Raw genomic sequence first — 21,866 nt, 5'->3', positions numbered from 1 at the left:
CCACCCACCGTTGCAACCACCATTTGGGGTCGACTATGAACAACATGCAGGTTATTCAGGCAAAGCAGGCTTCCAGCGCAGCGATCATGGTGATCGTCGCCACCATCGCGCTGGCGTTTCCCGAGCTGGCGCTCGCCCAGGACGCCACCGGCGCGCAGGGGCGGGTCACCAGCTTCTTCACCAACATCAACTCGTTGTTGAACGTGGCATCGATCGCCATCGTGACGATCGCGGTGATCTTCGCGGGCTACCAGATCGCGTTCAACCACAAGCGCATCGGTGACGTGGCGCCTGTGCTGATCGGTGGCTTCCTGATCGGGGCCGCTGCACAGATCGCGAAGATGCTGCTGCCGGCGGACGTGACGTCCACTGCGATGGCCGTTGGCCAGATGCTGACGCCTTATGCATAAGAACGTGCTGTTCAGGGGCTGCACGCGCCCGCCCATGTTCATGGGGGTTCCTTACGTTCCCTTCACGATCGGGGCGGGCGGCTGCCTGCTGCTCACGTTCTACTTCAACATGTTCTTCCTGGCCTTGCTGCCGGTGGTCATCTTCATCATGCGGCAGATGGCGCGCCGCGACGAGATGATCTTCCGGCTGCTCGGCCTGCGTTGGCAGTTCCGGACCCGTGTCCGGAACCTGCGCCACCACGAGGGCATGTGGGTGTTCACGCCCAACAGCTACCGAAAGCGTTTCGACGACTCGATTCCGGATTGATCCCATGCTCGCGCCCGACCTGTCCATCGCCGAGTTCATTCCCCTGTCCGCCCACGTGTCGCCGCACGTGGTCAAGACGACGGGCGGTGATTTCCTGCTGACCTGGCGGCTGGACGGGCTGCCTTTCGTGGGGCGCGAGGAGTGGGAACTGGAACATCGCCACAACACGTTCAATCGCATGCTGCAGACCTTGCGCGCGCCCGATTTCGTCAATGTCGCGTTCTGGGTGCACGATCTGCGGCGTCGCGGGCGTGTCCGTTCGGGTGCACGGTTCGATCAGGCGTTCAACCAGGAACTGTCGGACGGCTACTTCGACGCGTTGTCCGCGCAGAAGATCATGCAGAACGAGCTTTACCTGACGATGATCTACCGGCCCATCGTGATGGGCAAGAAGTTCGTCGAGAAGTCCGCCAACGTGCCGCGACTGCAGGCGGAACAGGATCAGGCGATAGCCAAGCTGATGGAACTGGCGGGCAACGTCGAGGCAGTCCTGAAGGACTATGCGCCGGCGCGACTGGGTATGTACGAGTCCGACGCGGGCGGTGTGTTCTCCGAGACGCTGGAGTTTTTCGCCTTCGTGCTCAACCGCATCTCCGAGCCGGTGCCAGTACTGCGCGCGCCGCTGTACGACTACCTCGCGGTGAGCCGCCACATGTTCTCGTCCAAGACGGGCGACTTCGTCGTCAGCACGCCGGACGGCCAGAACCATTTCGGCGCCATCCTCAACATCAAGGAATACACCGACGGCACCTGGCCCGGCATCCTCAACGGGCTGAAGTACCTCGACTTCGAGTACGTCATCACCCATTCGTTCAGCCCGATGGGCCGCCAGGACGCACTGAAGGTGCTCGACCGCACCAAGGGCATGATGATCTCGTCCGGGGACAAGGCGGTCAGCCAGATCGCCGAGCTCGACGGCGCCATGGACCAGGTCGCCTCCGGCAACTTCGTGCTGGGCGAGTACCACTTCATCATGACCCTGTACGCGGAAGACCAGCAGCGTCTCTCGCAGAACGTGGCCGTGGCCCGTGCCGAGCTCTCCAACGCTGGCTTTGTCTCCGCCAAGGAAGACCTGGCCGTCTGCTCGTCCTTCTATTCCCAGCTGCCCGGCAACTGGCGCTACCGCACCCGCCTGGCGAACGTCAGCTCGCTGAACTTCCTGGGCCTGTCGCCACTGCACAACTTCGCGACCGGCAAGCGCGACAACAATCCGTGGGGCGACTGCGTCACCGTGCTGCAGACCACCAACGGGCAGCCGTATTACTTCAACTTCCACGCCACCCATCCGGCCGAGAACTCGCTCGGAGAGAAGGCGATCGCCAACACCATGGTCATCGGCAAGTCCGGTACGGGCAAGACCGCGCTGATCAACTTCCTGCTCAGCCAGGTGCAGAAGTTCGATCCGGTGCCGACGATCTTCTTCTTCGACAAGGACCGAGGCGCGGAGATCTTCGTACGCGCCTGTGGCGGCAACTACCTGGCGCTCGAGAACGGCCAGCCGACCGGCTTCAATCCGTTCCAGTGCGAGCGCACGGACGCCAACGTGCAGTTCCTCGCAGGCCTGATCAAGGTGCTCGCTGCCAAGACGCATTACACCGCGCGCGAGGACGAGGACGTGTTCCGCGCGGTGGAGGCCATGCTGGACATGCCGCTGCACCTGCGGTCGATGACCAACTTCCAGAAGAGCCTGCCCAACATGGGTGACGACGGACTCTATGCGCGCCTGCGCAAGTGGACGGCGGGCAATGCGCTCGGCTGGGTGTTCGACAATCCGGTGGATACCATCGACCTGAGCCGCGCCAGCATCATCGGCTTCGACTACACCGACGTCATCGAGAACGCGGAGATCCGCGTGCCGGTGATCAACTATCTGCTGCACCGGCTGGAAGAGCTGATCGACGGCCGCCCGCTGATCTACGTGATGGACGAATTCTGGAAGATCCTCGACGGTGGCGGTGCGTTGAAGGACTTCGCCAAGAACAAGCAGAAGACGATCCGCAAGCAGAACGGCCTGGGCATCTTCGCCACCCAGAGCCCGGAGGATGCGCTGGCCAGCGACATCTCGGCGGCGCTGATCGAACAGACCGCCACGCTGATCCTGTTGCCGAATCCGAACGCCGCGCGCGAGGACTACATCGACGGCCTGAAACTGACCGATGCGGAGTTCGAGGTGATCAAAAGCCTGGACGAGCGCTCCCGCTGCTTCCTCGTCAAGCAGGGCCATGCCTCGACGGTCTGCCAGCTCAACCTGCGCGGCATGGACGACGCGCTGGCCGTGATCTCGGCCAGCACCGACAACATCGAGATCATGCATCGGATCGTCGAGGACGAGGCGCTGCGCCTCGGGATCGACAAGGCCGACCTGTTGCCCGAGCAGTGGCTGCCGCGCTTCCAGCAGGAGCGCAAGGGATCGCGCAGCCGTCGCGAGGCACCCGCGTCATCGTCACCCCGGGAAGACTGTTCCACCGGCCCGCGCTCCACGCGGCCCACCTACTCCAGCATCCAACGCTGAACGGATAGCAGAGGACACCACCATGAAGTACCCGAAATCATCCGCCGTCGCCCGCCATGTCGCCGTCGCCCTGCTCGTGATGGGCGTGGGAGCCGTCTCCAGCGCCCAGGCGCAATGGCGGGTCGTCGACAACGCGGCCAACACCAAGCTGCAGGACATGAACGGCCGCATCGGCACGACCAGCGCCAGCGGGAACGGCAATGGCACGGTGAACGGCAACCTGCGCGAGCTGTACCAGCAGCAGGTCTTCGAGTCGTTCAACGGCAACAACGACGACAGCAAGGCCGCGCCGGAGCCGGAGGAGAAGCTGCAGCACGCGCAGCCGACCCAGAGCGGCGTGAACATGAATGCCGACAACCGCTGCAAGCAGGCCAGCAGCGGCGTCGCCCAGCAGCAGTACCAGCTCTGCCGCGAAATCGTCAACACCGAGCTGGCGAAGTACAACTATTCGCTGAAGATGTACGAGGTGACGACCCAGCGCCAGCGCTACCTGGACGAGCTGAAGCGACAGCGCGGCAACATCCGCAGTCACGAAGTCGGCAAGCTGCAGGACAACACGAACCGCATCCTTCTGCTGATGTCGCAGATGGAGATCGATCGCCAGCAACAGCAGACCTACATGGACGCCTACGTGGCCCGGATCGGCTACCTGCAGGAAGCGAGCAAGACGCTGTCGCAGCAGGCGCTCGAAGGCAAGGGGAGTGCGTCGGGACCCGGCGGGCTGGGCGGGCTAATCGGCGGTGCGGTAGGCATCGGCACGCTGAAGCTGGCGCTGGACGCGGCACAGTCCAGGCGTCGGCATTGACCTGATCCGTAACACAGGCTTCGACGCAGGATGCGGCGGGGCAGCACGAAGGAATGAACATGGTGGACTTGCCTTCATTGGACAACGGACTCGCTCCCCTGCTGCGCGGCATGGAAGCGGCGATCGGTGCCGTGGAACGCTGGGCGTTCTTCAGGTTGATCTTCGATTGGGTGGACGAGGAGATCAACGTCTTCCGCGACAACCTGCTCGGCGAGATGGCCGAGTGGGTGGGCGGTGTCGCCTTCGTCCTGCTCACGCTCTGGGTGCTGCTGCAGGGCTACCGGATCGTGACCGGACAGTCGCGGCAGTTCATGATGGAACTGGTGGTGAAGTCGTTGAAGTGGGTGTTGATCATCACGGTGGCGACGACCTTCGCGATGGGCAGCAGCAATATCCACCAGTTGCTGACCGAAGACATGCCGCGCTCCATCAATGAACTGGTGACGGGTGACGACGAGGGTCCGGAGGATTCCATCGACGACAACCTGCAGCAGATGGAGCTGGCGATGGTGGCCATCGACGCGCTCTACACCAGCTTCGACGAGACCCTGCAGGAAGCGAAGACCCGCACGATGTGGTTCACGGGCGTGGGTGTTGCGGGCCCGTCGCTGATGGGGGGTGCGATCCTGCTGATGTACAAGATGGCCATGGCGCTCTTCGTCGGGCTCGGGCCGTTCTTCATCCTGACGCTGGGATTCGAGCAGACAAAGGGCATGTTCCAGAAATGGATCTGGTACGGCGTCGGCACCATGTTCTCTCTGGCCGTACTCAGCTTCACGGTATCGATGATTTCCAAGCTGCTGGGCGTGGTGGCGGTCTCGTTCGCCGCCCAGTACGTGGCGTTGCTGGCGACCAACACGTCGACACAGGGCGTCAGCAGCATGGCGATGCAGCAGGGTGGCCTCGGCCTGCTGATGACCTTGTTCCTTGTCACCGTCCCGCCGATGGCGGCCGCGTTCTTCCAAGGCACCGTCGGTCAGTTCATGGCGTACAACGCGTTTGGGCAGGGGCAGGCGATGCAGCCGACGCGGCCGGGCGGTGGATATGCGCCGGCTCCGGCCCCAACTGCCAATGTCGCGACACCGACCTATCAGCCAACCGTTACCCCCACTTCAGGGCCACGCGTGGCTTAAGGAGATTGGCATGTGTAGAAATCTCTTGTTTCACTGTCGAACGCTGGCCTACTCATGGGCGGCATCCGTCTCTCTTGTACTCGCCTCGCTGTGTTTACCAGCATCGGCCCAGATGGCCTGTCCACAAGGTGTTACGCCGGGAAGCTCCCAGTGTCTGCCGACCGGGGGAGCGCAACAACAGGCGCAGCCTGCCGCTCCAAAACCGAGATGGAAGCTCACGTGGGGCGCCATCGCGATGAGTAGCGAGACGGGAGAGGTGGGTACATCCGTTGGACGCTTCTCCAAGAGGCAGGCTCGCCAAGAGGCGATGGACAAGTGCAAGCGTCTCGGTGGTACGAAATGCCAGTTGGCGATTGCTTACGAGAATCAATGCGCGGTTGTCGCGTGGGCATCGGAAGCCGGCACGCCAACGGGTGGTGCTGCGCTTGTGCAGGGAGCCGCAACGATTGCCGAGGCGACCAAGTTGGCGATCCCCGCCTGTTCGAAATCACGCGGCGGCGGCGAGTGTTCGATTATCTACTCTGCCTGTTCGGAGCCTGTACTGGTTCAATGAGATCGTCTTGCTATTCCGTAGGTGCTTCCAGACTGGGAGTGGTTGATGTCGTTGGATGAAGGAACAATGGCCGGTGGCTGCCAGCCAGCGCGGGCGGCAAGGTAGAGATGCTCGTCAGAAGCGATTGGCGGGCGTTGGTCCGGCCATGGCGGGCGATTGTGATGAGCATGGGATATCAGATTCCTGCTTGCCTTATTCATCAGGAAGGAGTGCGCGATGGATGATAGACCCATGGGGCGAAGTCCGCTGGCGAAGATCGCCTCGATTCTCCTTCTCCTTTCCCAGACAGCTTGCAGTGGTGCCATGAACAGTCAGACCAGCCCCCAGTTCACCGAAAACCCCTCTCCGCGCCAGGCCTACCGGCTGACGCTGCGCATCGATGGCGCGCCCGGTCCGCTGGAGGTCGTGTCCAGCGCGGCCCAGTACGACGTGGTGAACCAGGAATGCCTGCCGCCGCCGAAGGAAAATTCCGGCGGACACACGTCGCCGGTGCCCACGCACGACATCCCGTTCCGCCTGGAGCGCGTATCCGACAGCGAGTACGCGGGCGTCTTCTACACCGACGGCATGGTCGACGCCGACTACCACGGGCGCGGCGTGTGCCACTGGAAGCTGATCCAGGCGCAGGTGCAGCTGCGTGCGCCGGGAGACCAGGGCGACACCCACTTCATCGCCAAGCTCAATGGCGACGAACTGCCGCAGGGAACACCGAAGGCGTTCCACTACTGGAAAGCACGCTATCCGAAGGAAGCGGGATCGGAAGGCTACCGGGACTTCGGCCAGCCCGACCTGCAGAAGGTCCCGGCGGATCAGCGTGACGACTTCTTCGGCATCGTGCTGACCGCCAAGGAGGCCTGACCATGGGACTCACGCCGCAGCAGTACGCCCATCTGGCAGACCACAGCTATGACCGGGGCGGTCAGATGCACGACCTGGTCAACAAGGACGTGGTGATCGGCGGCGATCGCTACCGGGTGATCGATTACGTCGACAACCCGCGCACGGGTTACCAGGGCACCATCTACCAGCATGAGGCCAGCGGCGCGGTCGTGGCCGCGCACCGCGGCACCGAGTTCGGCCGCGAGGCCTTCCGTGACGGCGTGATCGCCGACGCCGGCATGGTGTTCACGCGCACGAACAGCCAGGCCGCCGATGCGATCGAACTGACCCGTCGTGCAGTGGAGTACGCGGAACGCCAGGGGCGCGAACCCGGCAGGACCGCGCCCGAAGTCACGGTCACCGGACACTCGCTGGGAGGCACGCTGGCGCAGGTGTCGGCGCACCACTTCGACCTGCGTGGAGAGACATTCAACGCCTACGGTGCGGCCAGCCTGGACCGGCGCATCCCGGAGGGCGGCGACCGGGTCACCAACCATGTGATGGCGGTGGACGCGGTCAGTTCCGCCAGTCCGCATTACGGCCAGGTACGCACTTACGCCACGCCGCGGGAAATCGAGACGCTGCACCGCACCGGTTACCACGACAATATCGTGCGCGATCTGCTGCAGCGGGACATGCCGCTGACGGCCACCGTGATGTCGGGCGGCTCGCACAGCATGCACAACTTCCTGCCGGTGGACGGCGACGGCCGGCCCGACCGGTCCGCGCTGGAAGATCCCGCGGCACGACGGCTTGCGGAAGCGCATCGCAGGATCATCTCCGACTACCGGGACGATGTCGGCGATCTTCGCAGCGCCGTGACCGTCACGACCCGGGGGCCCTTTGGCCTGGTGCTGGACGGCATCGACCGCATCCGCGGCCCGTTGCCAGCCGGCGAACCGGCGGTACGCGACGAGCGTCAGCGCTCGGACCGCGCGTCGCAGTTCGATGCGCCGCGGCGCATCGAAGGGTCCGACGAAACGACTCGCGAGGCCGGACGATCGAATCCCGAGGTGGATCGACTGCTGGCGGCGGCGCGCGCGCGCGATCCCGCGGCACTGCAACTGGCGCAACGCGACCTGCAGGCATCGCCCATGGGACAGGCGTGGCGTGAGCGCATCGAAATGCACCAGTCGGAGATCGCGGCACGGGAACATGCGTTGGCCAACCAACAGATCGAGCGGCAACCGCCGGTGGATGTCGCACGCTGACCGCGGCATCCCCGGACGGCGCAAGCATGTCCATGTCCTACGAGGAGCGTAGCCATGAAACGAGGTATCAAGTTCATCATTCCGCTGAGCCTTCTCGTGCTGTTCGATCTCAGCGCGCAGTCCACGAGTGGCTATTACCAGCGCCTGTACTACCGCATGGACGATCCGTTCGTGTTCTGCACGCAGGGGCAGGACATCAAGCGCAATCCTGCGCCGTGCTGGAAGCCGATGCCTCCATTCACCGGTGCGTACATGCTGATGCCTTACTGCAGGCCGCCGAATCCGTACGGGAAAAACTGGACCCAGGACGACACGCTGTCGTTCCGGCAGTACCTGAGTGTGTGCCCGCAGGCCATCACCTCGGGGCGCTGGGAGGGCAGCGGCAGGCCTGAGTACACGCCCATCAGCCACTGATGACCGCGCGCGGATGCCCGGAATGCCGCGGTGGTCGCATCACCCCATGGAACTGCCCACAAGAGGTTGCAGCGCATGAAACAGCTTTCCTCCCTGCTCCTGGTCTCGATGGCGGTACTCGCCGGCGGCTGCGATGCGCAGGCGCCGACGCCCGCGGATGCAGTGACCCAGGGCGCAGCCCCCCAGAAGAAGGATCAGGACATGTCAGAGCTGAAGCCGCCCTCCGCGGACAGCGTGTTGTATTTCATCTACCAGCGCGATGGCGACGGTGCGGTCAGCTACAAGGTCGACGGCGGTGCCACCGTCAGCTACTGGTACGGCCATGAGTTCGATCTCAATGGAACGCATTACTTCACCGGTTTCGGCAGCAAAAGCCAGGGCGAGGGTCCGGAGGGCGACGACGGCATGATGGATCCCGAGCATGTCGCCATCTCTCAAGCGACCTTCACGCGCGTCGAGAAAGACGGCAAGCCTGAGTGGTCCAAGCCTGACACGGACGGTTATGTCGGCGAGTTCGGCAGGATGGGGCGGGCGGAGCAGATCGATGATTCGCGGAAGGCGCAGTCGTTCACTACCGGCGATGGACGTTACCTGCTGGCAGTGCCTACCTTGGACTTCGTGGATGGCACCGATGTACGCATGTTCAGCCTGCTCCTCTTCGACCCCGGCAATGTGGACAAGCTGGGCTTCAGGCGTTGGGGCTATCTGGGAAGCATTCCTGTCGGCTACGACAACAGCGAGGCATGCGATGGCGGTGAGGTGATGTCTTGCGCCGCAAGCAGCGGGACGCTGACGTTCGAGCAAGCGGGTGAGGGCCTGCCGACCCTGAAGGTGTCTTCCAAGGGAACGACCATCGCCTCGCCCGGAAAGGTCCGCGACATGACCGGCGCGGATGATGTGGTCTACACCTTCGACGAGACGAGCGAACGCTACGAAAAATAGCCCGATTTCCAGTTGACCGACTTGCATCAGGCTCATGGAGGAGCCCGGTTGACGTTCTGCGACCCCTCGGTCGCGCACATCAGCAAAGGAGCCAACGATGGCCAGTCAGTACACCCGCGAACAGATCCTCGACATCGTCGAACGCCAGGCGCAAGCCAGCGGTATTCCACGCGAGGACTTCCTGCGGTTCGCCTACATCGAGACGGGCGGCCGCTTCAATCCCGACGCGAGCAACCCCAGCGGTGCCAAGGGGCTGTTCCAGTTCATGCCCGGCACCGCGGCGCAGTACGGCATCGCGGGCAGGGAGTTCGACCCGGCGGAGAGCACACGCGCGGCAGCGGAACTCTATCGCGACAACCTGGCCGACATCACGCGCCGGCAGTCGCGCAGCGGGCACGACTTCCTGTCCGGCCAGGAAGCACCCAGCGGACTGGACCTGTATCTCGCCCACCAGCAGGGCGCGGCAGGCTACGCCTCCATCCAGAGCGCGATCGCGACGGGCGATTTCACCCGTGACGATACCCGTCGCAACATCCTCAACAACATCAGTGCACGCGATGCCGAGCGGCTGACGGGCCATACGACCGACGAACTGCGTGGGCTCGGTGATCGCGAGTTGGCGACCGCCTTCTCACAGTACTGGAATGGCAAGTACGCCGCGATCAGTATTCCCGATCGCGGCATCCAGGCCGGCCAGCCCGACGCAGCGGTGCGCGAGCGTACGTCGCCGCTGGCCGATGGCGTTCTCCAGAACGGCGAGCGCGGAGAGGAGGTCCGTGCCCTGCAGACGTCGTTGAACCAGCTTGGCTTCCGGGATGGCCAAGGCGCGGAACTGGAAACGCGCTTCGGCATCTACGGCGGCAGGACACAGGACGCCGTCCGCGCCTTCCAGACGGCGAATCAGCTGGAAGCCACCGGAAACGCCGATGCGCGCACGCGCGAAGCGATCGCGCAACAGCTCGCACTGCCCGAACAGGAGCGCAACCGCGCCCGGCCCGTGGAGACGCAGCAGCGCGAGGGCGGGCTGGCGTGGCCGACACCCGGCAACCGCGACATCAACGAAGCCGACAAGCCGCGTGAAGGCCGGGGCGAATTCGGTACGCCGCGCAGCGGTGGCCGGCGCCATGGCGGCATCGATATCCAGGGCGATGTCGGCGATCCGGTAGTGGCCGTTGCCGCGGGAACGGTGGTGGTGCGGCCCAACAACGGGGCGGCCGGCAATACCGTCCACGTGCGGCACGACGACGGGACGCTGACCAAGTACTTCCATCTCGACGAGTTCAGTGTGCGCAACGGGCAGCGCGTGGAAGCCGGGCAGCAGATCGGCACCATGGGCAGGACCGGCAACACGCCGGCGCAGGGCGATACGCACCTGCACTTCGAGATGTGGCGCGATGGCCGGCAGGTCGATCCGCTGCCGCACCTGCGTGGTGCCGAACGCGATGCCACCGTTCCCGCGCGGACCGCATCGCCCGAGGTGCTGCGGGAGGGTTCATCGGGCACCTCCGTGCGCGAGCTGCAGCAGCAACTCAACCAGTTGGGCTACCGCGGCGCCGATGGCCAGCCGCTGGAAACCGCGTCAGGCAAGTTCGGCCCGCAGACCGAGCACGCATTGCGTGCCTTCCAGGAGGAGCGTGGCCTGAAGGTGGATGGTGAATACGGCGATCGCTCCCGCGCGGCGTTGACGACGGCGACACGCGATGCTGCACGTGAGACGGTGCCTGCCGGGACCACGCCGCAGAATGCGCGAGGCGAAGATGCCCAGCGCTCGTTCGTGGATCGCATGTTCGCCGCCATGCACGGGGGCGATGATCGCGCCATGCGGCAGGCGCTGGACGACTATCTGAAGACGCCTGGCGGCCAGGGATGGCAGCAGAAGGAGCAGCCGGTCGCCGACCAGCAGGTCGCGCAGCCGCGTGACCAGACGGGCGCTTCGCGCTGACAGAGCGATCGTGTGCATGGGCCGGGACACCGGCCCATGCGCTAAGGAGCGATGGCGAGGCTCCTCGTGCGGCGCGCTCACGTCAGCCAGGCGCGTCCGATCTGGTACAGGCTGATGCACAGCACCAGCACGCCAACCACCTTCAGCACGATGCGTTCGGACACGTGCCGCACGAACCACGCGGCGAAAGGCGCTGCGATCGCGCCGCCGACCAGCAGGCCCAGTACGATCTCCAGATGGTCGAGGCCGATGGTCAGGATGAAGGTGATCGACACGACCAGGGTGATGACGAACTCGGAGGCGCTGACGGTGCCGATGGTCGTGCGCGCCTGGCCGCCGCGGGCGAGCAGGGTGGAGGTGGCCAGCGGGCCCCAGCCACCGCCGCCGGTGGCATCCAGCAGACCGGCGAAGAATCCCAGTACGGGGACGCGCTTGACCTGTTCGCGCGGCATCCAGCGGCCGAACGAACGCACGAGAATAAGCACGGCCAGCGCCAGCAGGTACAGGTAGACGAAAGGTCGGATGGCGTCGCCTGGCAGCCGGGTCAACACATAGGCACCGATCGTGCCGCCGATCGAGCCGGAGACGGTCAGTCGCCAGAACAGGCGCTTGTCGACGTTGCGGAAGTAAGCGTGCGAGGCGCCGGACACCCCTGTCGTGACCACTTCGGCGGCGTGCACGCTGGCGCTTACCGCAGCCGGCGGCAGGCCCATGCTGAGCAGGATCGACGAGCAGATCAGGCCGAACGCCATGCCGAGCGCGCCATCCACCAACTGCGCGCCAAGACCGATGAGGACGAACCAGAAAAACCCGCTGCCAAACTCCATCCCGATGTTTCCGTCCGGCGTGGGGTGCCGTGGGTATCGGAAAGCAGGATACAGGGTGCGATCGAACACGCTGTGCCGAGTGGCAGGGCGAGGCGTATCGGCGTGCCGGCAACATCGCAGGCGCGCAGGTGTTTCGATGCGGCGCGGGTGGTCGTCGGTTCGGGTCGCATGCAGCCGGCATGGTCTCGTCCATCGGTTGTCGATGGATTCCTCACGCTGGTCACCCGGATCCATGACAAGGGCGGTGATCCGGGTGCCGGACGACCGTCATAGTCCAGCGTCAGTCGTCAGCCGGCGCGGCGCCGCGGACGCATCCACCGCAGCATCTGCGCGCTGACGACGGACGTACGGAGGTGACAGAGATGGCCGGGCAACGGTGCCGGACGTCGAGCAGAGAGGCGCAGGGAGCGCCGGCGGCGGGTCTCAAGGAGCCGCCGCACGGACAGATGCGATCAGCGTGTGCCGTACAGCACGACGGTCTTGCCGCGTGCGTGCAGGGCGCCATCCGCCTGCAGCTTCTTCAACACGCGACCGGCCATCTCGCGCGAGCAGCCGACCAGCCGCGCCAGCTCCTGGCGGGACACGCGCAGCTGGGTGCCTTGCGGATGGCTCATGGCCTCCGGCTCGCGGGCGAGGTCGTGCAGGGTGCGGATGATGCGGTCGGTGACGTCGAGGAACGCCAGGCGGCTGGCCTTCCTGCTGGTATCCAGCAGGCGACGCGAGAGCTGGGCGCCGATGGCGTAGAGCAGCTTGGGAGCATCGGCCGACAGCGTGCCCAGGAACAACTGGTGCAGGCGCTCGTAACTCACTTCCGCCAGCTCGCACTGGGTGCGGGTGCGGAGGATGACCTCGCGGCGGTCTGACTCGATGAACAGGCCCATTTCGCCGACGAACTCGCCGGAGCCGAAATAACCCAGGACCAGTTCGCGGTCGTCGTCTTCCTCGGTGATGATGCTGACCGAGCCGCTGACCACGTAATACAGCGTGCCGGCCGGATCACCCGGGCGGAAGACGTCGGCGCGGGCGGGATACCGGCGCCTATGGCTGTGGGCCAGGAAGCGCTCAAGCGTGGCGTTGTCCGGCGTCAGCGGGCTGGCGGCGGGGCGAGCGGGGGCTGCAAGGGGGATGCCTGGGCTCATGGTGGTCACGGCTTGTAATTCAGGAAGCTTAGTCCGAATACGTAGCCAACGGCAAACGCAGGCCATGCAAGGGCTGGGCCAGTTTGTGACGGTGTGCCGACGGATGGGTCACGGACATTTCGCTGTCATCCCATATGGCGCATAATCCGCCCCCTTATCCGACACCCCCTGAGAGGGACCACCGCCGTGGTAAAACCCCTGCCTCGCCTGCGGCTGCAAGGCTTCAACAACCTCACCAAGGCGCTGAGCTTCAACATCTACGACGTGTGCTACGCCTCGTCCGAGGACGAGCGCCGCCGCTACATCGAGTACATCGACGAGGAATACAACGCCGATCGCCTCACCCAGATCCTGACGGACGTGGCGGAGATCATCGGTGCCAACATCCTGAACGTCGCTCGCCAGGACTACGATCCGCAGGGCGCGTCGGTGACGATCCTCATCTCCGAGGAGCCGGTGATCGACAAGAAGGATGCGGGCAAGGAGATCATCTCCGACGCGGTGGTGGCCCACATGGACAAGTCGCACATCACGGTGCACACGTATCCGGAGACCCACCCGGACAACGGCATCGCGACCTTCCGCGCCGACATCGACGTGGCGACCTGCGGCGTGATTTCGCCGCTGAAGGCGCTGAACTACCTGATCGAGAGCCTGGAATCCGACATCGTCATCATGGATTACCGGGTGCGCGGCTTCACCCGCGACGTGAAGGGCAAGAAGCACTACATCGACCACAAGATCAATTCGATCCAGGACTTCCTGGCCAAGAACATCAAGTCGCGCTACGAGATGCTCGACGTGAACGTCTATCAGGAAAACATCTTCCACACGAAGATGCACCTGAAGGAGTTCGACCTCGACAACTACCTGTTCGAGGAGAAGGCCAAGAACCTGTCGTTCAAGGAGCGCATGAAGATCGAGGCGCGCCTGAAGCGGGAGATCGAAGAGCTGTACCACGGGCGCAACCTGCCGGAATGACGGGTTGGCGGCGGGCGCGGGTTACATCCGGTTCGGGTGGCCCGCGCTAGTCTGCCCACATACACGGCGGGACGACCCGCCCGCGGCGCGAGCCGCGCATCAGGACCGACGGCGGTCCGGAACGCAAGTTCCGGGCCGCTTCGCGTTATGGCCCGGGCATCAACCTGAGGAGGTGACGTATGGCGTGGGTCTATCTGGTGCTGGCGGGATTGCTGGAAGTGGTGTGGGCGGTGGGGCTGAAGTACTCCGAGGGCTTCAGCCGTCTGTGGCCGAGCGTGATCACCGCGGTCGCGGCGGCGGCCAGTTTCTGGTTGCTGGCGGCGGCGCTCAAGCACATCCCGTTGGGCACGGGCTATGTGATCTGGGTGGGCATCGGCGCGGTGGGGACGGCCTTCGTGGGCATGTGGCTGTTCCAGGAGCCTGCCACGGCCGTGCGGCTGGCCTGCGTCGGCCTGATCGTGGCCGGCATCGTCGGCCTGAAGCTGGCGTCCGCCTCGTAGGGCGGGCGTCAGAGCCGGTAGGCCACAGCCTTCATCAGCTTGGAGGCGCCGGCCATCAGTGTCGGGATCGGCGCGGGCAGGACGCGGGCGCCGGCCTGTTCCGCATGGTCGGCATGGCGGGCTTCGTCGGCCTTCATGACCTTGAGGATCTCGCGGCTGCGCAGGTCGGCCGGCGGCAGCGATTCGAGGTGCTCGTCCAGGTGGGCTTCCACCTGGTGCTCGGTTTCGACCACGAAGCCCAGGCTCCAGCCGTCCCCGCGCAGGCCGGCGATTGCACCCAGCGCATAACTGCCGGCGTACCAGAGTGGATTGAACAGGCTCGGTCGGCTGTCCAGCTCACGCAGGCGCTCCGCGCACCAGGCGAGATGGTCGGTCTCCTCCTGCGCGGCGTCCATCAGGTGGGCGCGGGTGGCGTCATCGCGGGCCACGGCGGCCTGGCCGAAGTACAGGCCCTGGGCGCACACCTCGCCGACGTGGTTGATGCGCATCAGGCCGGCGGCATGGCGCTGCTCGGCCGGCTCCAGGGCGACCTCGGGCGTATCTCCGGCCGGATTGGCGCGCTGGGCGGGCGGACTGCCGAAGACGGTGTCCAGGCCGCGCTGCGCTTCCACCAGCCAGTGATCGAGGGGCGAGAAGGTCCGCGTCGTCATGGGGCCATTGTGCCGTTTCGGAGGACCCGACGTCTGCCCTGGAAGACCCGATGGGCCGGGGGTACCTCAGGGTTGCGCACTGCGGCAAGGCCCCGTACAATCCCGCCTCTTCTGTTTCACCCTTCACAACGCGTGGCAAAGTTCCGCCCGGGAAACCGCGGAATCCGCCCGACCAGACACACGAGAGTTACATGAGCACCTTTACCGCCAAGTCCGAGACCGTCCAGCGTGACTGGTACGTCGTCGACGCAGCAGGCAAGACCCTCGGTCGCCTGTCCACCGAGCTGGCACGCCGCCTCCGCGGCAAGCACAAGCCCGTCTATACCCCTCACGTTGACACCGGCGACTACCTCGTCGTGATCAATGCCGAGAAGATCCATGTCACCGGCAACAAGCTGGCCGACAAGAAGTACCACCGCTTCACCGGCTACATCGGCAACCTGAAGACCGAGACCCTGGCGCAGGCGCTGGAGCGCCACCCGGAGCGCGTCATCGAAACCGCCGTGAAGGGCATGCTGCCGAAGGGTCCGCTGGGCCGCGACATGTATCGCAAGCTCAAGGTCTACGCCGGCCCGAATCATCCGCACGCCGCTCAGCAGCCGCAGGTCCTGGACATCTAATCATGGCTATCACTCAGAACTACGGCACCGGCCGTCGCAAGTCCTCCACCGCCCGCGTGTTCCTGCGCAAGGGTTCCGGCAACATCACGGTCAACGGTCGTCCGCTGGACGAGTTCTTCGGCCGCGAGACCGGTCGCATGATCGTGCGCCAGCCGCTGGAGCTGACCAAGAACACCGAGACCTTCGACATCACCGTGACCACCACCGGTGGCGGCATCACCGGCCAGGCCGGCGCCATCCGCCTGGGCATCGCCCGCGCGCTGGTGGAATACGATGAAACGCTGAAGTCGGAACTGCGCAAGGCAGGCTTCGTGACCCGCGATGCCCGCGAAGTCGAGCGCAAGAAGGTCGGCCTGCACAAGGCGCGTCGCGCCACGCAGTTCTCCAAGCGCTAACAGACGCGCTACACTACGCGTCACTGGTTATACAGCCCCGTCGCCAAGCGGTAAGGCACCTGACTCTGACTCAGGCATTCGGTGGTTCGAATCCATCCGGGGCTGCCAATTTGACGTCCAACCGGACATCCGCAAAAGCCCGCCTCTGGCGGGTTTTTGCGTTATGGGGTCATGCCGATGGTCGCGATGTTCCAACCTCCGTTCTGTCCCGCCGACGAGGCCGTGCGCCGCGTGCAGGAGCGCGGCTATGCGGTACTCGAGCCGCGAGCGATGGCCGACGCCGTGGACGCGAGGCTCGAGGCGCTCGATGCACTGCTGCCGAGCTGGAACCGGCTGGAAGTGGACGGCTATCTCAAGGACGGCGGTCGCTACCGGCGTCGCCGGCATTCCTGCTTCATCATCGATGCGGCCGGTCTGCAGCAGGCGCCGCATCGCGCGCACTGGCAGTCGCTGGACTACAACGCCCTGCACGGTGGCATGCAGCGCTGGTTCGAGCCGATCGAGCCGGCGGTCGCGGAAGCCCCGTCCTGGCGCCAGCTGCTGGTGGGGCTGGGACGCTGGTGTTCCGCGCTCAAGGGCGAACGCCCCTGGTTTGTGGAGGCGCACCAGTTCCGCATCGATACCACCGACGGCATCGGTCGGCCGACGCCTGAAGGCGCGCACCGCGACGGCGTCGATTTCGTCGCGGTGTTGCTGCTGGACCGACAGGGCATCAAGGGCGCTGAAACCAGGGTGTTCGCCGCCGCCGGACCGGACGGACAGCGTTTCACGCTGGAGGCTCCGTGGTCGCTGCTGTTCCTCGATGACGAACGCGTCATCCACGAGTCCACCCCGATCCAGCCGCTGGACGGGCAGGGCCATCGCGATACGCTGGTGCTGACCTTCCGCAAGGACGGTTTCCAGGGCGATACCGCCACCGGCTGATCGCCGCCCTCTTTCGTTACAATTGAAACCATGGCGCGTGGGCGCCGGCATCTGGAGTTCCGATGAAGCTGGGTTCCCTGAAGGAAGGTGGCCGCGACGGTACGTTGATCGTGGTGTCGCGTGATCTGGCCCGCGGCGTGCGCGCCACCGGCATCGCATCGACGCTGCAGCGCGCGCTGGAGGACTGGAGCAACACCGCGCCGCGGCTCAACGCGCTGTATGAGTCATTGAATGCCGGCGACGCCGACGGCGCCTTCGACATCGACCTGCAGGCGCTGGCCGCGCCGTTGCCGCGCGCCTACGAGTTCGTCGACGGCAGCGCCTACCTGCCGCACGTGGAGCGTGTCCGCCGCGCGCGCAATGCAGAAGTCCCCGTGAGCTTCTACACCGACCCGCTGATGTACCAGGCCACCAGCGCCGCGTTCTATGGACCGCGCGATCCGGTGAAGGTGGTCAGCGAAGACCACGGCATCGATCTGGAAGCGGAAATCGTCGTGGTCACCGACGATGTGCCGATGGCGGTCACCCCTGCGCAGGCCGCCGGCCACATCCAGCTGATCGGCCTGGTCAACGATGTGTCGCTGCGCAACCTGATTCCGGGCGAACTGGCCAAGGGCTTCGGCTTCCTGCAGTCCAAGCCGCGCTCGGCGCTGTCGCCGGTGTTCGTGACGCCGGACGAACTGGACGACGCCTGGCGCGACAACAAGGTGCACCTGCCCCTGGTCACCCATATCAACGGCGAGTGGTTCGGGGCGCCGGAAGCCGGCGTGGACATGCAGTTCGATTTCAGCCAGTTGGTGGCGCATGCGGCCAAGACCCGCCCGCTGTCGGCCGGCACCATCGTCGGGTCGGGCACGATCGCCAACGAGGACACCTCCAAGGGCGCGTCGTGCTTCGCCGAGAAGCGCACGGTTGAAACCCTGCGCGACGGCAAGCCGTCCACGCCGTTCATGAGCTTCGGCGACATCGTGCGCATCGAAATGACGGACCGTGACGGCCGTTCCATTTTTGGCGCGATCGAGCAGCGGATCGAGCCCCAACCCTTGCCTTGAAGGCGCGCCCGGGCCCAGTGTGAATCCAGGACGGAGCAGGGTGGACAGGGGCATGGATTCCGGGCATTCGAAGGCGCAAACCGCGGGGAGCGGCTTGCATGGCTGAGCAACTGAAGCTGTATTCCTACTGGCGGTCCAGCGCCGCCTACCGCGTGCGCATCGGCCTGAACCTCAAGGGGCTGGCGTACGAGACGGTGCCCGTGCACCTGGTGCGCGACGGCGGACAGCAGCACGCGCCTGACTACGTCGCCAGGAATCCCCAGCACATGGTGCCCACGCTGCAGCACGGCGTGCGGGTGATCCGGCAGTCGCTGGCCATCCTCGAATACCTCGACGAAGCCTGGCCCTCGCCACGCCTGCTGCCGATGACGGCGCGCGACCGCGCCCGCGTGCGTGCGCTGGCCCTGATGATCGCCTGCGACATCCATCCGCTCAACAATCTGCGCGTGCTGCAGTACTTCGAGGGGACCTGGAACGTTCCCGCGTCCGAGCGCGACGACTGGATCAAGCACTGGGTCGTGGAAGGGTTCGCGGCCGTGGAAACGCTGCTGGCCGAGGATGCGGCCACGGGCGCCTTCTGCCATGGGGCGACGCCGGGCCTGGCCGACTGCTGCCTGGTGCCGCAGGTCTTCAATGCGCGCCGCTTCGGCGTGGACATGAGCGCCTTCCCGACCATCGTCCGCATCGAGCAGGCCTGCCTGGCGCTGCCCGCGTTCGATCAGGCACGGCCCGACAACCAGCCCGACGCCAACGCCTGAGGCGCGCCTGAAACGGAAACGGGCGGATATCCCCGCCCGTTTCCGCCTGCGATCCTGCTTCGTTCTCAGCCGAAGCCGTGCGTGATGCGCGGCGAACTGCTGCCGCTGTCGTAGTCCGCGTACGGGTCGTGTTCGCCCTTGCTACCTTCGGAGAGACGGAACTTCAGCGCCAGGCCGTCGCGCGAGTCGGCCGCGCGCAGCGCTTCTTCCTGTTCGATCTGGCCTTCCTTGACCATGCGGAACAGGCACTGGTCGAAGGTCTCCATGCCTTCCTCCAACGACTCTTCCATGGCCGCCTTGATTTCATGCACCTGACCGCGCCGCAGCAGGTCGCGGATCATCGGGGTGTTGATCAGCACTTCCGAGGCGGGCATGCGGCGCCCGTCCACGCCCTTGACCAGGCGCTGCGACACCACGGCGCGCAGGTTGAGCGCCAGGTTCATCAGCACGTTCTTGTGCGCGCTTTCGGGGAAGAAGTTGAGGATGCGCTCGATGGTCTGGTCGGCGTTGTTCGAGTGCAGCGTCGCCAGGCACAGGTGACCGGTCTCGGCGAAGGCGATGGCGGCTTCCATCGTGGTGGCGTCCAGGATCTCGCCGATCAGGATGACGTCCGGCGCCTCGCGCATCGCATTCTTCAGCGCGTTGTGGAAGGCGTGCGTGTCCAGGCCGACCTCGCGCTGGTTGACGATCGACTGCTTGTGCTTGTGCAGGTATTCGATCGGATCCTCGATGGTGAGGATGTGGCCGGTGCTGGTGGTGTTGCGGTAGTCGATCATCGACGCCAGCGAGGTCGACTTGCCCGAGCCGGTGGAGCCGACGATCAGCACCAGCCCGCGCGGGGTCATGATGATGTCCTTCAGCACCGGCGGCAGGTTCAGCTCCTCGATGGTCGGAATGACGCTGCGGATGGCGCGGATGACCATGCCCACTTCGCCGCGCTGCTTGAACACGTTGACGCGGAAGCGGCCGGCATCCTGCAGGGCGATGGCCATGTTGAGCTCGAGCTCGCGCTCGAACACCGGCACCTGGCCCTCGTCCATCAGCGAGTAGGCGATCTTCTTGACCATGCCGGGCGGCAACCCGGTATTGCCCAGCGGGTAGAGCTTGCCCTCGATCTTGATGTAGACCGGCGCCCCGGTCGTGAGGAACATGTCCGAGGCGTTCTTCTCGGTCATCAGCTTCAGGAAATAGCCGATGTCCATATGCAAAGCTCCCCACGATGCGCGGCGACGTTGCAACGGCGCCAAAGGCTTCCGACAATGGCCGCGCGCACCCCTCAACGTCACGGCACCCCTAATGATCGTTAGCTTCGCACACTTCCGCAGGCCCCTGCATGTGATGGCCGCCGCAGTAGCGGCACTCGCCCTGGCGGGCGCACCCGCTTTCGCGCAGAGCGCGCCGACGCCGGAACTCGAGGCGGCGGTGCAGGCCGTGCAACGCGCCGACCAGGCGGACGCGGACCAGTACGCGCCCGAACCTCTGGCTGCGGCGCGGCAAGCGCTGGCGCAGGCGCAGACCGCGCACGCCGCACGCGACAAGAAGAAGGCGCTGGATCTGGCGCAGCGTGCCGCCGTGGACGCCGATCTCGCGCGGGCGCGCAGCCAGGAAGCGGTGGCCTTGGCGGAAGTGGCGCAGCGTCAGGCGGAGATCGCCGACCTGCAGCGGCAGATCGGCGCGGAGGGCAAGCGATGAGCGCCCCCCGCTTGCGTGTGCGGTCGGCCGCACTGGGCCTGGCGCTGAGCGCCCTGTCATTGACCGTCGCAGCGGCCGACAATCCCGTGGTCGCGCAGCTGAACCAGCGGCTGTCTTCGCTGCAGGCCGACCCGGCACTGGCCGAGATGGCAGCCTACGAAAAATTGCAGGCGCAACACGCCATTGCAGCCTTCGACAAGGCGCGCCGCAGTCAACGCGAGGCGGCGCAGTACATTGCCGAGCGGCGTGTCGAGATCGCTGAAATCGCTGCGCGGACGCAGGCTGCGCGTCGTGACGTGGACCGACTGGACCGCACCCGCAGCGAGTTGCTGGTGGAAGCCAGTCGCCGCGAAGCCGAGCGGGCGCGCCGGGAGGCCGAACGCCTGCGCGTGCAGGCGCAAATCCAGGCCGAAGAAACCGAGCGCCTGCGCCTGGCCGCCGAAGCCGAAGCGCTGGCCCGCCAGGAAGCGGAAACCACGCTGGATACGGTCGCCGGTCAGCAGGCGAACCGCCTGAGCACGGCACGCCAGCGAGAGCTGAAGCTGGCGCGCGAAGAGGCCGAGCTGGTGTCCGGCGCCAAGCTGCCGGCGTCCAAGTTCGAGGCGCGGGGCGAGGTGTTCACGCTGGGCGCGGATGCCTTTGGCGGTGGTTCGGCCAAGCTGTCGGCGGGTGGCACCGCCAGCGCCAAGGCCCTGGCCGCCTATCTGCAGGCCAATCCCAAGGCCCGCGCACGGATCGAAGGCTATGGCGACAGCCAGACGCCGGGCCAGCGCCGTGCCGACGCCTTGCGCGATGCGCTGACAGCGGCCGGCATTCCGAAATCGCGGCTGCAGAGCGCCGCCAAGGGTGCCGGGTCGAAGGCGCGTGCGCTGGATGTCGTCATTACGCAATGATTTTCCCATGTAAATCAGTCGTTTGGACGAACTCCGGTGACGTTCGGGCGACTTGCCTGAATGCCCGCCATTCTGATAATTCCCTTTGTAATCAATGGCTTGCTTTGATGCTTGCCGGACCGAAAGTCCAGGAGTAGGGTCGTATACCCAAGCGGCTCCCGTCGCTTGGCTCACCGGAGAATCGACCCGATGACGCCCGTCCCGATCCCCCTAGAGACCGCCGCCGGCAAGCAGACCGTGGCGGGCATTCCGGTGGGAACCGCCCGCGCCGTCGATCCGATGCTCCGCTCCCAAGCCAACGCCCCGTGCCTGCAAAGGCCGGGGCGT

24 protein-coding genes and 1 tRNA gene are annotated in these 21,866 nt (G+C 65.5%); 21 read left to right on the top strand and 4 right to left on the bottom strand.

All coding sequences use genetic code 11. The annotated features are described in order from the left end of the window. The first annotated feature begins 35 nt into the window (after positions 1-35). From AC1Q5B_RS00925 to AC1Q5B_RS00875, 11 genes are all read left to right on the top strand, one after another. Positions 36-410 carry a TrbC/VirB2 family protein gene (locus AC1Q5B_RS00925; protein ID WP_492629865.1) on the top strand — a complete coding sequence of 125 codons (375 nt, stop codon included), beginning with the start codon at positions 36-38 and terminating at the stop codon, positions 408-410. Beyond that, positions 403-717 carry a VirB3 family type IV secretion system protein gene (locus AC1Q5B_RS00920; protein ID WP_492629864.1) on the top strand — a complete coding sequence of 105 codons (315 nt, stop codon included), beginning with the start codon at positions 403-405 and terminating at the stop codon, positions 715-717. Before AC1Q5B_RS00925 ends, AC1Q5B_RS00920 begins: the two co-directional genes overlap by 8 nt. A 4-nt stretch (positions 718-721) precedes the next feature. Further along, positions 722-3,229 carry a VirB4 family type IV secretion/conjugal transfer ATPase gene (locus tag AC1Q5B_RS00915; RefSeq protein ID WP_492629863.1) on the top strand — a complete coding sequence of 836 codons (2,508 nt, stop codon included), beginning with the start codon at positions 722-724 and terminating at the stop codon, positions 3,227-3,229. Between the two features lie 22 nt (positions 3,230-3,251). Next, positions 3,252-4,034 (top strand): hypothetical protein, encoded by a 783-nt coding sequence (locus AC1Q5B_RS00910; RefSeq protein WP_492629862.1) that lies wholly within the window; start codon positions 3,252-3,254, stop codon positions 4,032-4,034. Between the two features lie 59 nt (positions 4,035-4,093). Then, on the top strand, positions 4,094-5,167 hold the full coding sequence (locus AC1Q5B_RS00905; RefSeq protein WP_492629861.1) for a TrbL/VirB6 family protein: 1,074 nt from the start codon (positions 4,094-4,096) through the stop codon (positions 5,165-5,167). Further along, the gene (locus tag AC1Q5B_RS00900; RefSeq protein ID WP_492630927.1) at positions 5,079-5,720 is read left to right on the top strand and encodes a DUF4189 domain-containing protein; all 642 of its coding nucleotides are present in this window, start codon (positions 5,079-5,081) and stop codon (positions 5,718-5,720) included. Before AC1Q5B_RS00905 ends, AC1Q5B_RS00900 begins: the two co-directional genes overlap by 89 nt. A 303-nt stretch (positions 5,721-6,023) precedes the next feature. Next, on the top strand, positions 6,024-6,578 hold the full coding sequence (locus tag AC1Q5B_RS00895; RefSeq protein ID WP_492629860.1) for a hypothetical protein: 555 nt from the start codon (positions 6,024-6,026) through the stop codon (positions 6,576-6,578). Between the two features lie 2 nt (positions 6,579-6,580). After that, entirely contained in the window at positions 6,581-7,810 is a 1,230-nt protein-coding gene (locus tag AC1Q5B_RS00890; RefSeq protein WP_492629859.1) for a Tle-like phospholipase domain-containing protein, read from the top strand. Between the two features lie 54 nt (positions 7,811-7,864). Then, positions 7,865-8,224 carry a hypothetical protein gene (locus AC1Q5B_RS00885; protein WP_492629858.1) on the top strand — a complete coding sequence of 120 codons (360 nt, stop codon included), beginning with the start codon at positions 7,865-7,867 and terminating at the stop codon, positions 8,222-8,224. A 75-nt stretch (positions 8,225-8,299) separates the two neighbouring features. Beyond that, positions 8,300-9,166 (top strand): hypothetical protein, encoded by an 867-nt coding sequence (locus AC1Q5B_RS00880; RefSeq protein ID WP_492629857.1) that lies wholly within the window; start codon positions 8,300-8,302, stop codon positions 9,164-9,166. 97 nt (positions 9,167-9,263) lie between these two features. Then, positions 9,264-11,108, top strand: coding sequence for a peptidoglycan-binding protein (locus AC1Q5B_RS00875; protein WP_492629856.1), 1,845 nt, complete (start codon positions 9,264-9,266; stop codon positions 11,106-11,108). A 77-nt stretch (positions 11,109-11,185) separates the two neighbouring features. Here the strand turns inward: AC1Q5B_RS00875 and AC1Q5B_RS00870 are convergent, their stop codons facing one another. Continuing rightward, a complete protein-coding gene (locus AC1Q5B_RS00870) occupies positions 11,186-11,935 on the bottom strand; it encodes a sulfite exporter TauE/SafE family protein (protein WP_492629855.1) in 750 nt (249 codons plus the stop codon). A gap of 452 nt (positions 11,936-12,387) precedes the next feature. Beyond that, on the bottom strand, positions 12,388-13,074 hold the full coding sequence (gene crp, locus AC1Q5B_RS00865) for a cAMP-activated global transcriptional regulator CRP (protein ID WP_238391179.1): 687 nt from the start codon (positions 13,072-13,074) through the stop codon (positions 12,388-12,390). Positions 13,075-13,260: 186 nt separating this feature from the next. On the opposite strand from crp, the gene speD reads away from it, so the two are divergent. Both speD and sugE read left to right on the top strand, forming a co-directional pair. Then, the gene (gene speD, locus AC1Q5B_RS00860) at positions 13,261-14,055 is read left to right on the top strand and encodes an adenosylmethionine decarboxylase (protein ID WP_055936923.1); all 795 of its coding nucleotides are present in this window, start codon (positions 13,261-13,263) and stop codon (positions 14,053-14,055) included. Between the two features lie 179 nt (positions 14,056-14,234). Continuing rightward, positions 14,235-14,555, top strand: a complete 321-nt coding sequence (sugE, locus tag AC1Q5B_RS00855) for a quaternary ammonium compound efflux SMR transporter SugE (RefSeq protein ID WP_492629854.1) — start codon at positions 14,235-14,237, stop codon at positions 14,553-14,555. Positions 14,556-14,563: 8 nt separating this feature from the next. On the opposite strand, the gene coq7 is transcribed toward sugE, so the two are convergent. Then, positions 14,564-15,205, bottom strand: a complete 642-nt coding sequence (gene coq7, locus AC1Q5B_RS00850; protein ID WP_492629853.1) for a 2-polyprenyl-3-methyl-6-methoxy-1,4-benzoquinone monooxygenase — start codon at positions 15,203-15,205, stop codon at positions 14,564-14,566. A 191-nt stretch (positions 15,206-15,396) separates the two neighbouring features. Between coq7 and rplM the strand changes: the two genes are divergently transcribed. The 6 genes from rplM (at position 15,397) to maiA (ending at position 18,954) form a co-directional block, all read left to right on the top strand. Then, positions 15,397-15,825 carry a 50S ribosomal protein L13 gene (rplM, locus tag AC1Q5B_RS00845; RefSeq protein WP_055936916.1) on the top strand — a complete coding sequence of 143 codons (429 nt, stop codon included), beginning with the start codon at positions 15,397-15,399 and terminating at the stop codon, positions 15,823-15,825. A 2-nt stretch (positions 15,826-15,827) separates the two neighbouring features. After that, the gene (gene rpsI, locus AC1Q5B_RS00840) at positions 15,828-16,220 is read left to right on the top strand and encodes a 30S ribosomal protein S9 (protein ID WP_056879499.1); all 393 of its coding nucleotides are present in this window, start codon (positions 15,828-15,830) and stop codon (positions 16,218-16,220) included. Between the two features lie 33 nt (positions 16,221-16,253). After that, positions 16,254-16,328, top strand: a tRNA-Gln gene (locus AC1Q5B_RS00835). Between the two features lie 78 nt (positions 16,329-16,406). Then, positions 16,407-17,144, top strand: a complete 738-nt coding sequence (locus AC1Q5B_RS00830) for a 2OG-Fe dioxygenase family protein (protein WP_492629852.1) — start codon at positions 16,407-16,409, stop codon at positions 17,142-17,144. Between the two features lie 62 nt (positions 17,145-17,206). After that, positions 17,207-18,196 (top strand): fumarylacetoacetate hydrolase family protein, encoded by a 990-nt coding sequence (locus AC1Q5B_RS00825; RefSeq protein WP_492629851.1) that lies wholly within the window; start codon positions 17,207-17,209, stop codon positions 18,194-18,196. Positions 18,197-18,294: 98 nt separating this feature from the next. Next, entirely contained in the window at positions 18,295-18,954 is a 660-nt protein-coding gene (gene maiA, locus AC1Q5B_RS00820) for a maleylacetoacetate isomerase (protein WP_492629850.1), read from the top strand. A 65-nt stretch (positions 18,955-19,019) separates the two neighbouring features. On the opposite strand, the gene AC1Q5B_RS00815 is transcribed toward maiA, so the two are convergent. Then, the gene (locus tag AC1Q5B_RS00815) at positions 19,020-20,156 is read right to left on the bottom strand and encodes a PilT/PilU family type 4a pilus ATPase (protein WP_492629849.1); all 1,137 of its coding nucleotides are present in this window, start codon (positions 20,154-20,156) and stop codon (positions 19,020-19,022) included. Between the two features lie 94 nt (positions 20,157-20,250). Here AC1Q5B_RS00815 and AC1Q5B_RS00810 point away from each other — a divergent pair, with 94 nt between their 5' ends. Both AC1Q5B_RS00810 and AC1Q5B_RS00805 read left to right on the top strand, forming a co-directional pair. After that, on the top strand, positions 20,251-20,646 hold the full coding sequence (locus AC1Q5B_RS00810) for a DUF4398 domain-containing protein (protein WP_492629848.1): 396 nt from the start codon (positions 20,251-20,253) through the stop codon (positions 20,644-20,646). Then, positions 20,643-21,539 carry an OmpA family protein gene (locus tag AC1Q5B_RS00805; protein WP_492629847.1) on the top strand — a complete coding sequence of 299 codons (897 nt, stop codon included), beginning with the start codon at positions 20,643-20,645 and terminating at the stop codon, positions 21,537-21,539. Before AC1Q5B_RS00810 ends, AC1Q5B_RS00805 begins: the two co-directional genes overlap by 4 nt. The last annotated feature ends 327 nt before the right edge of the window (positions 21,540-21,866 follow it).

The organism is Pseudoxanthomonas sp. GW835-FHT14C01, assembly GCF_058793715.1.
The sequence above is the reverse complement of the archived record's forward strand: the minus strand, read 5'-3'. Positions and strand labels throughout refer to the sequence as shown.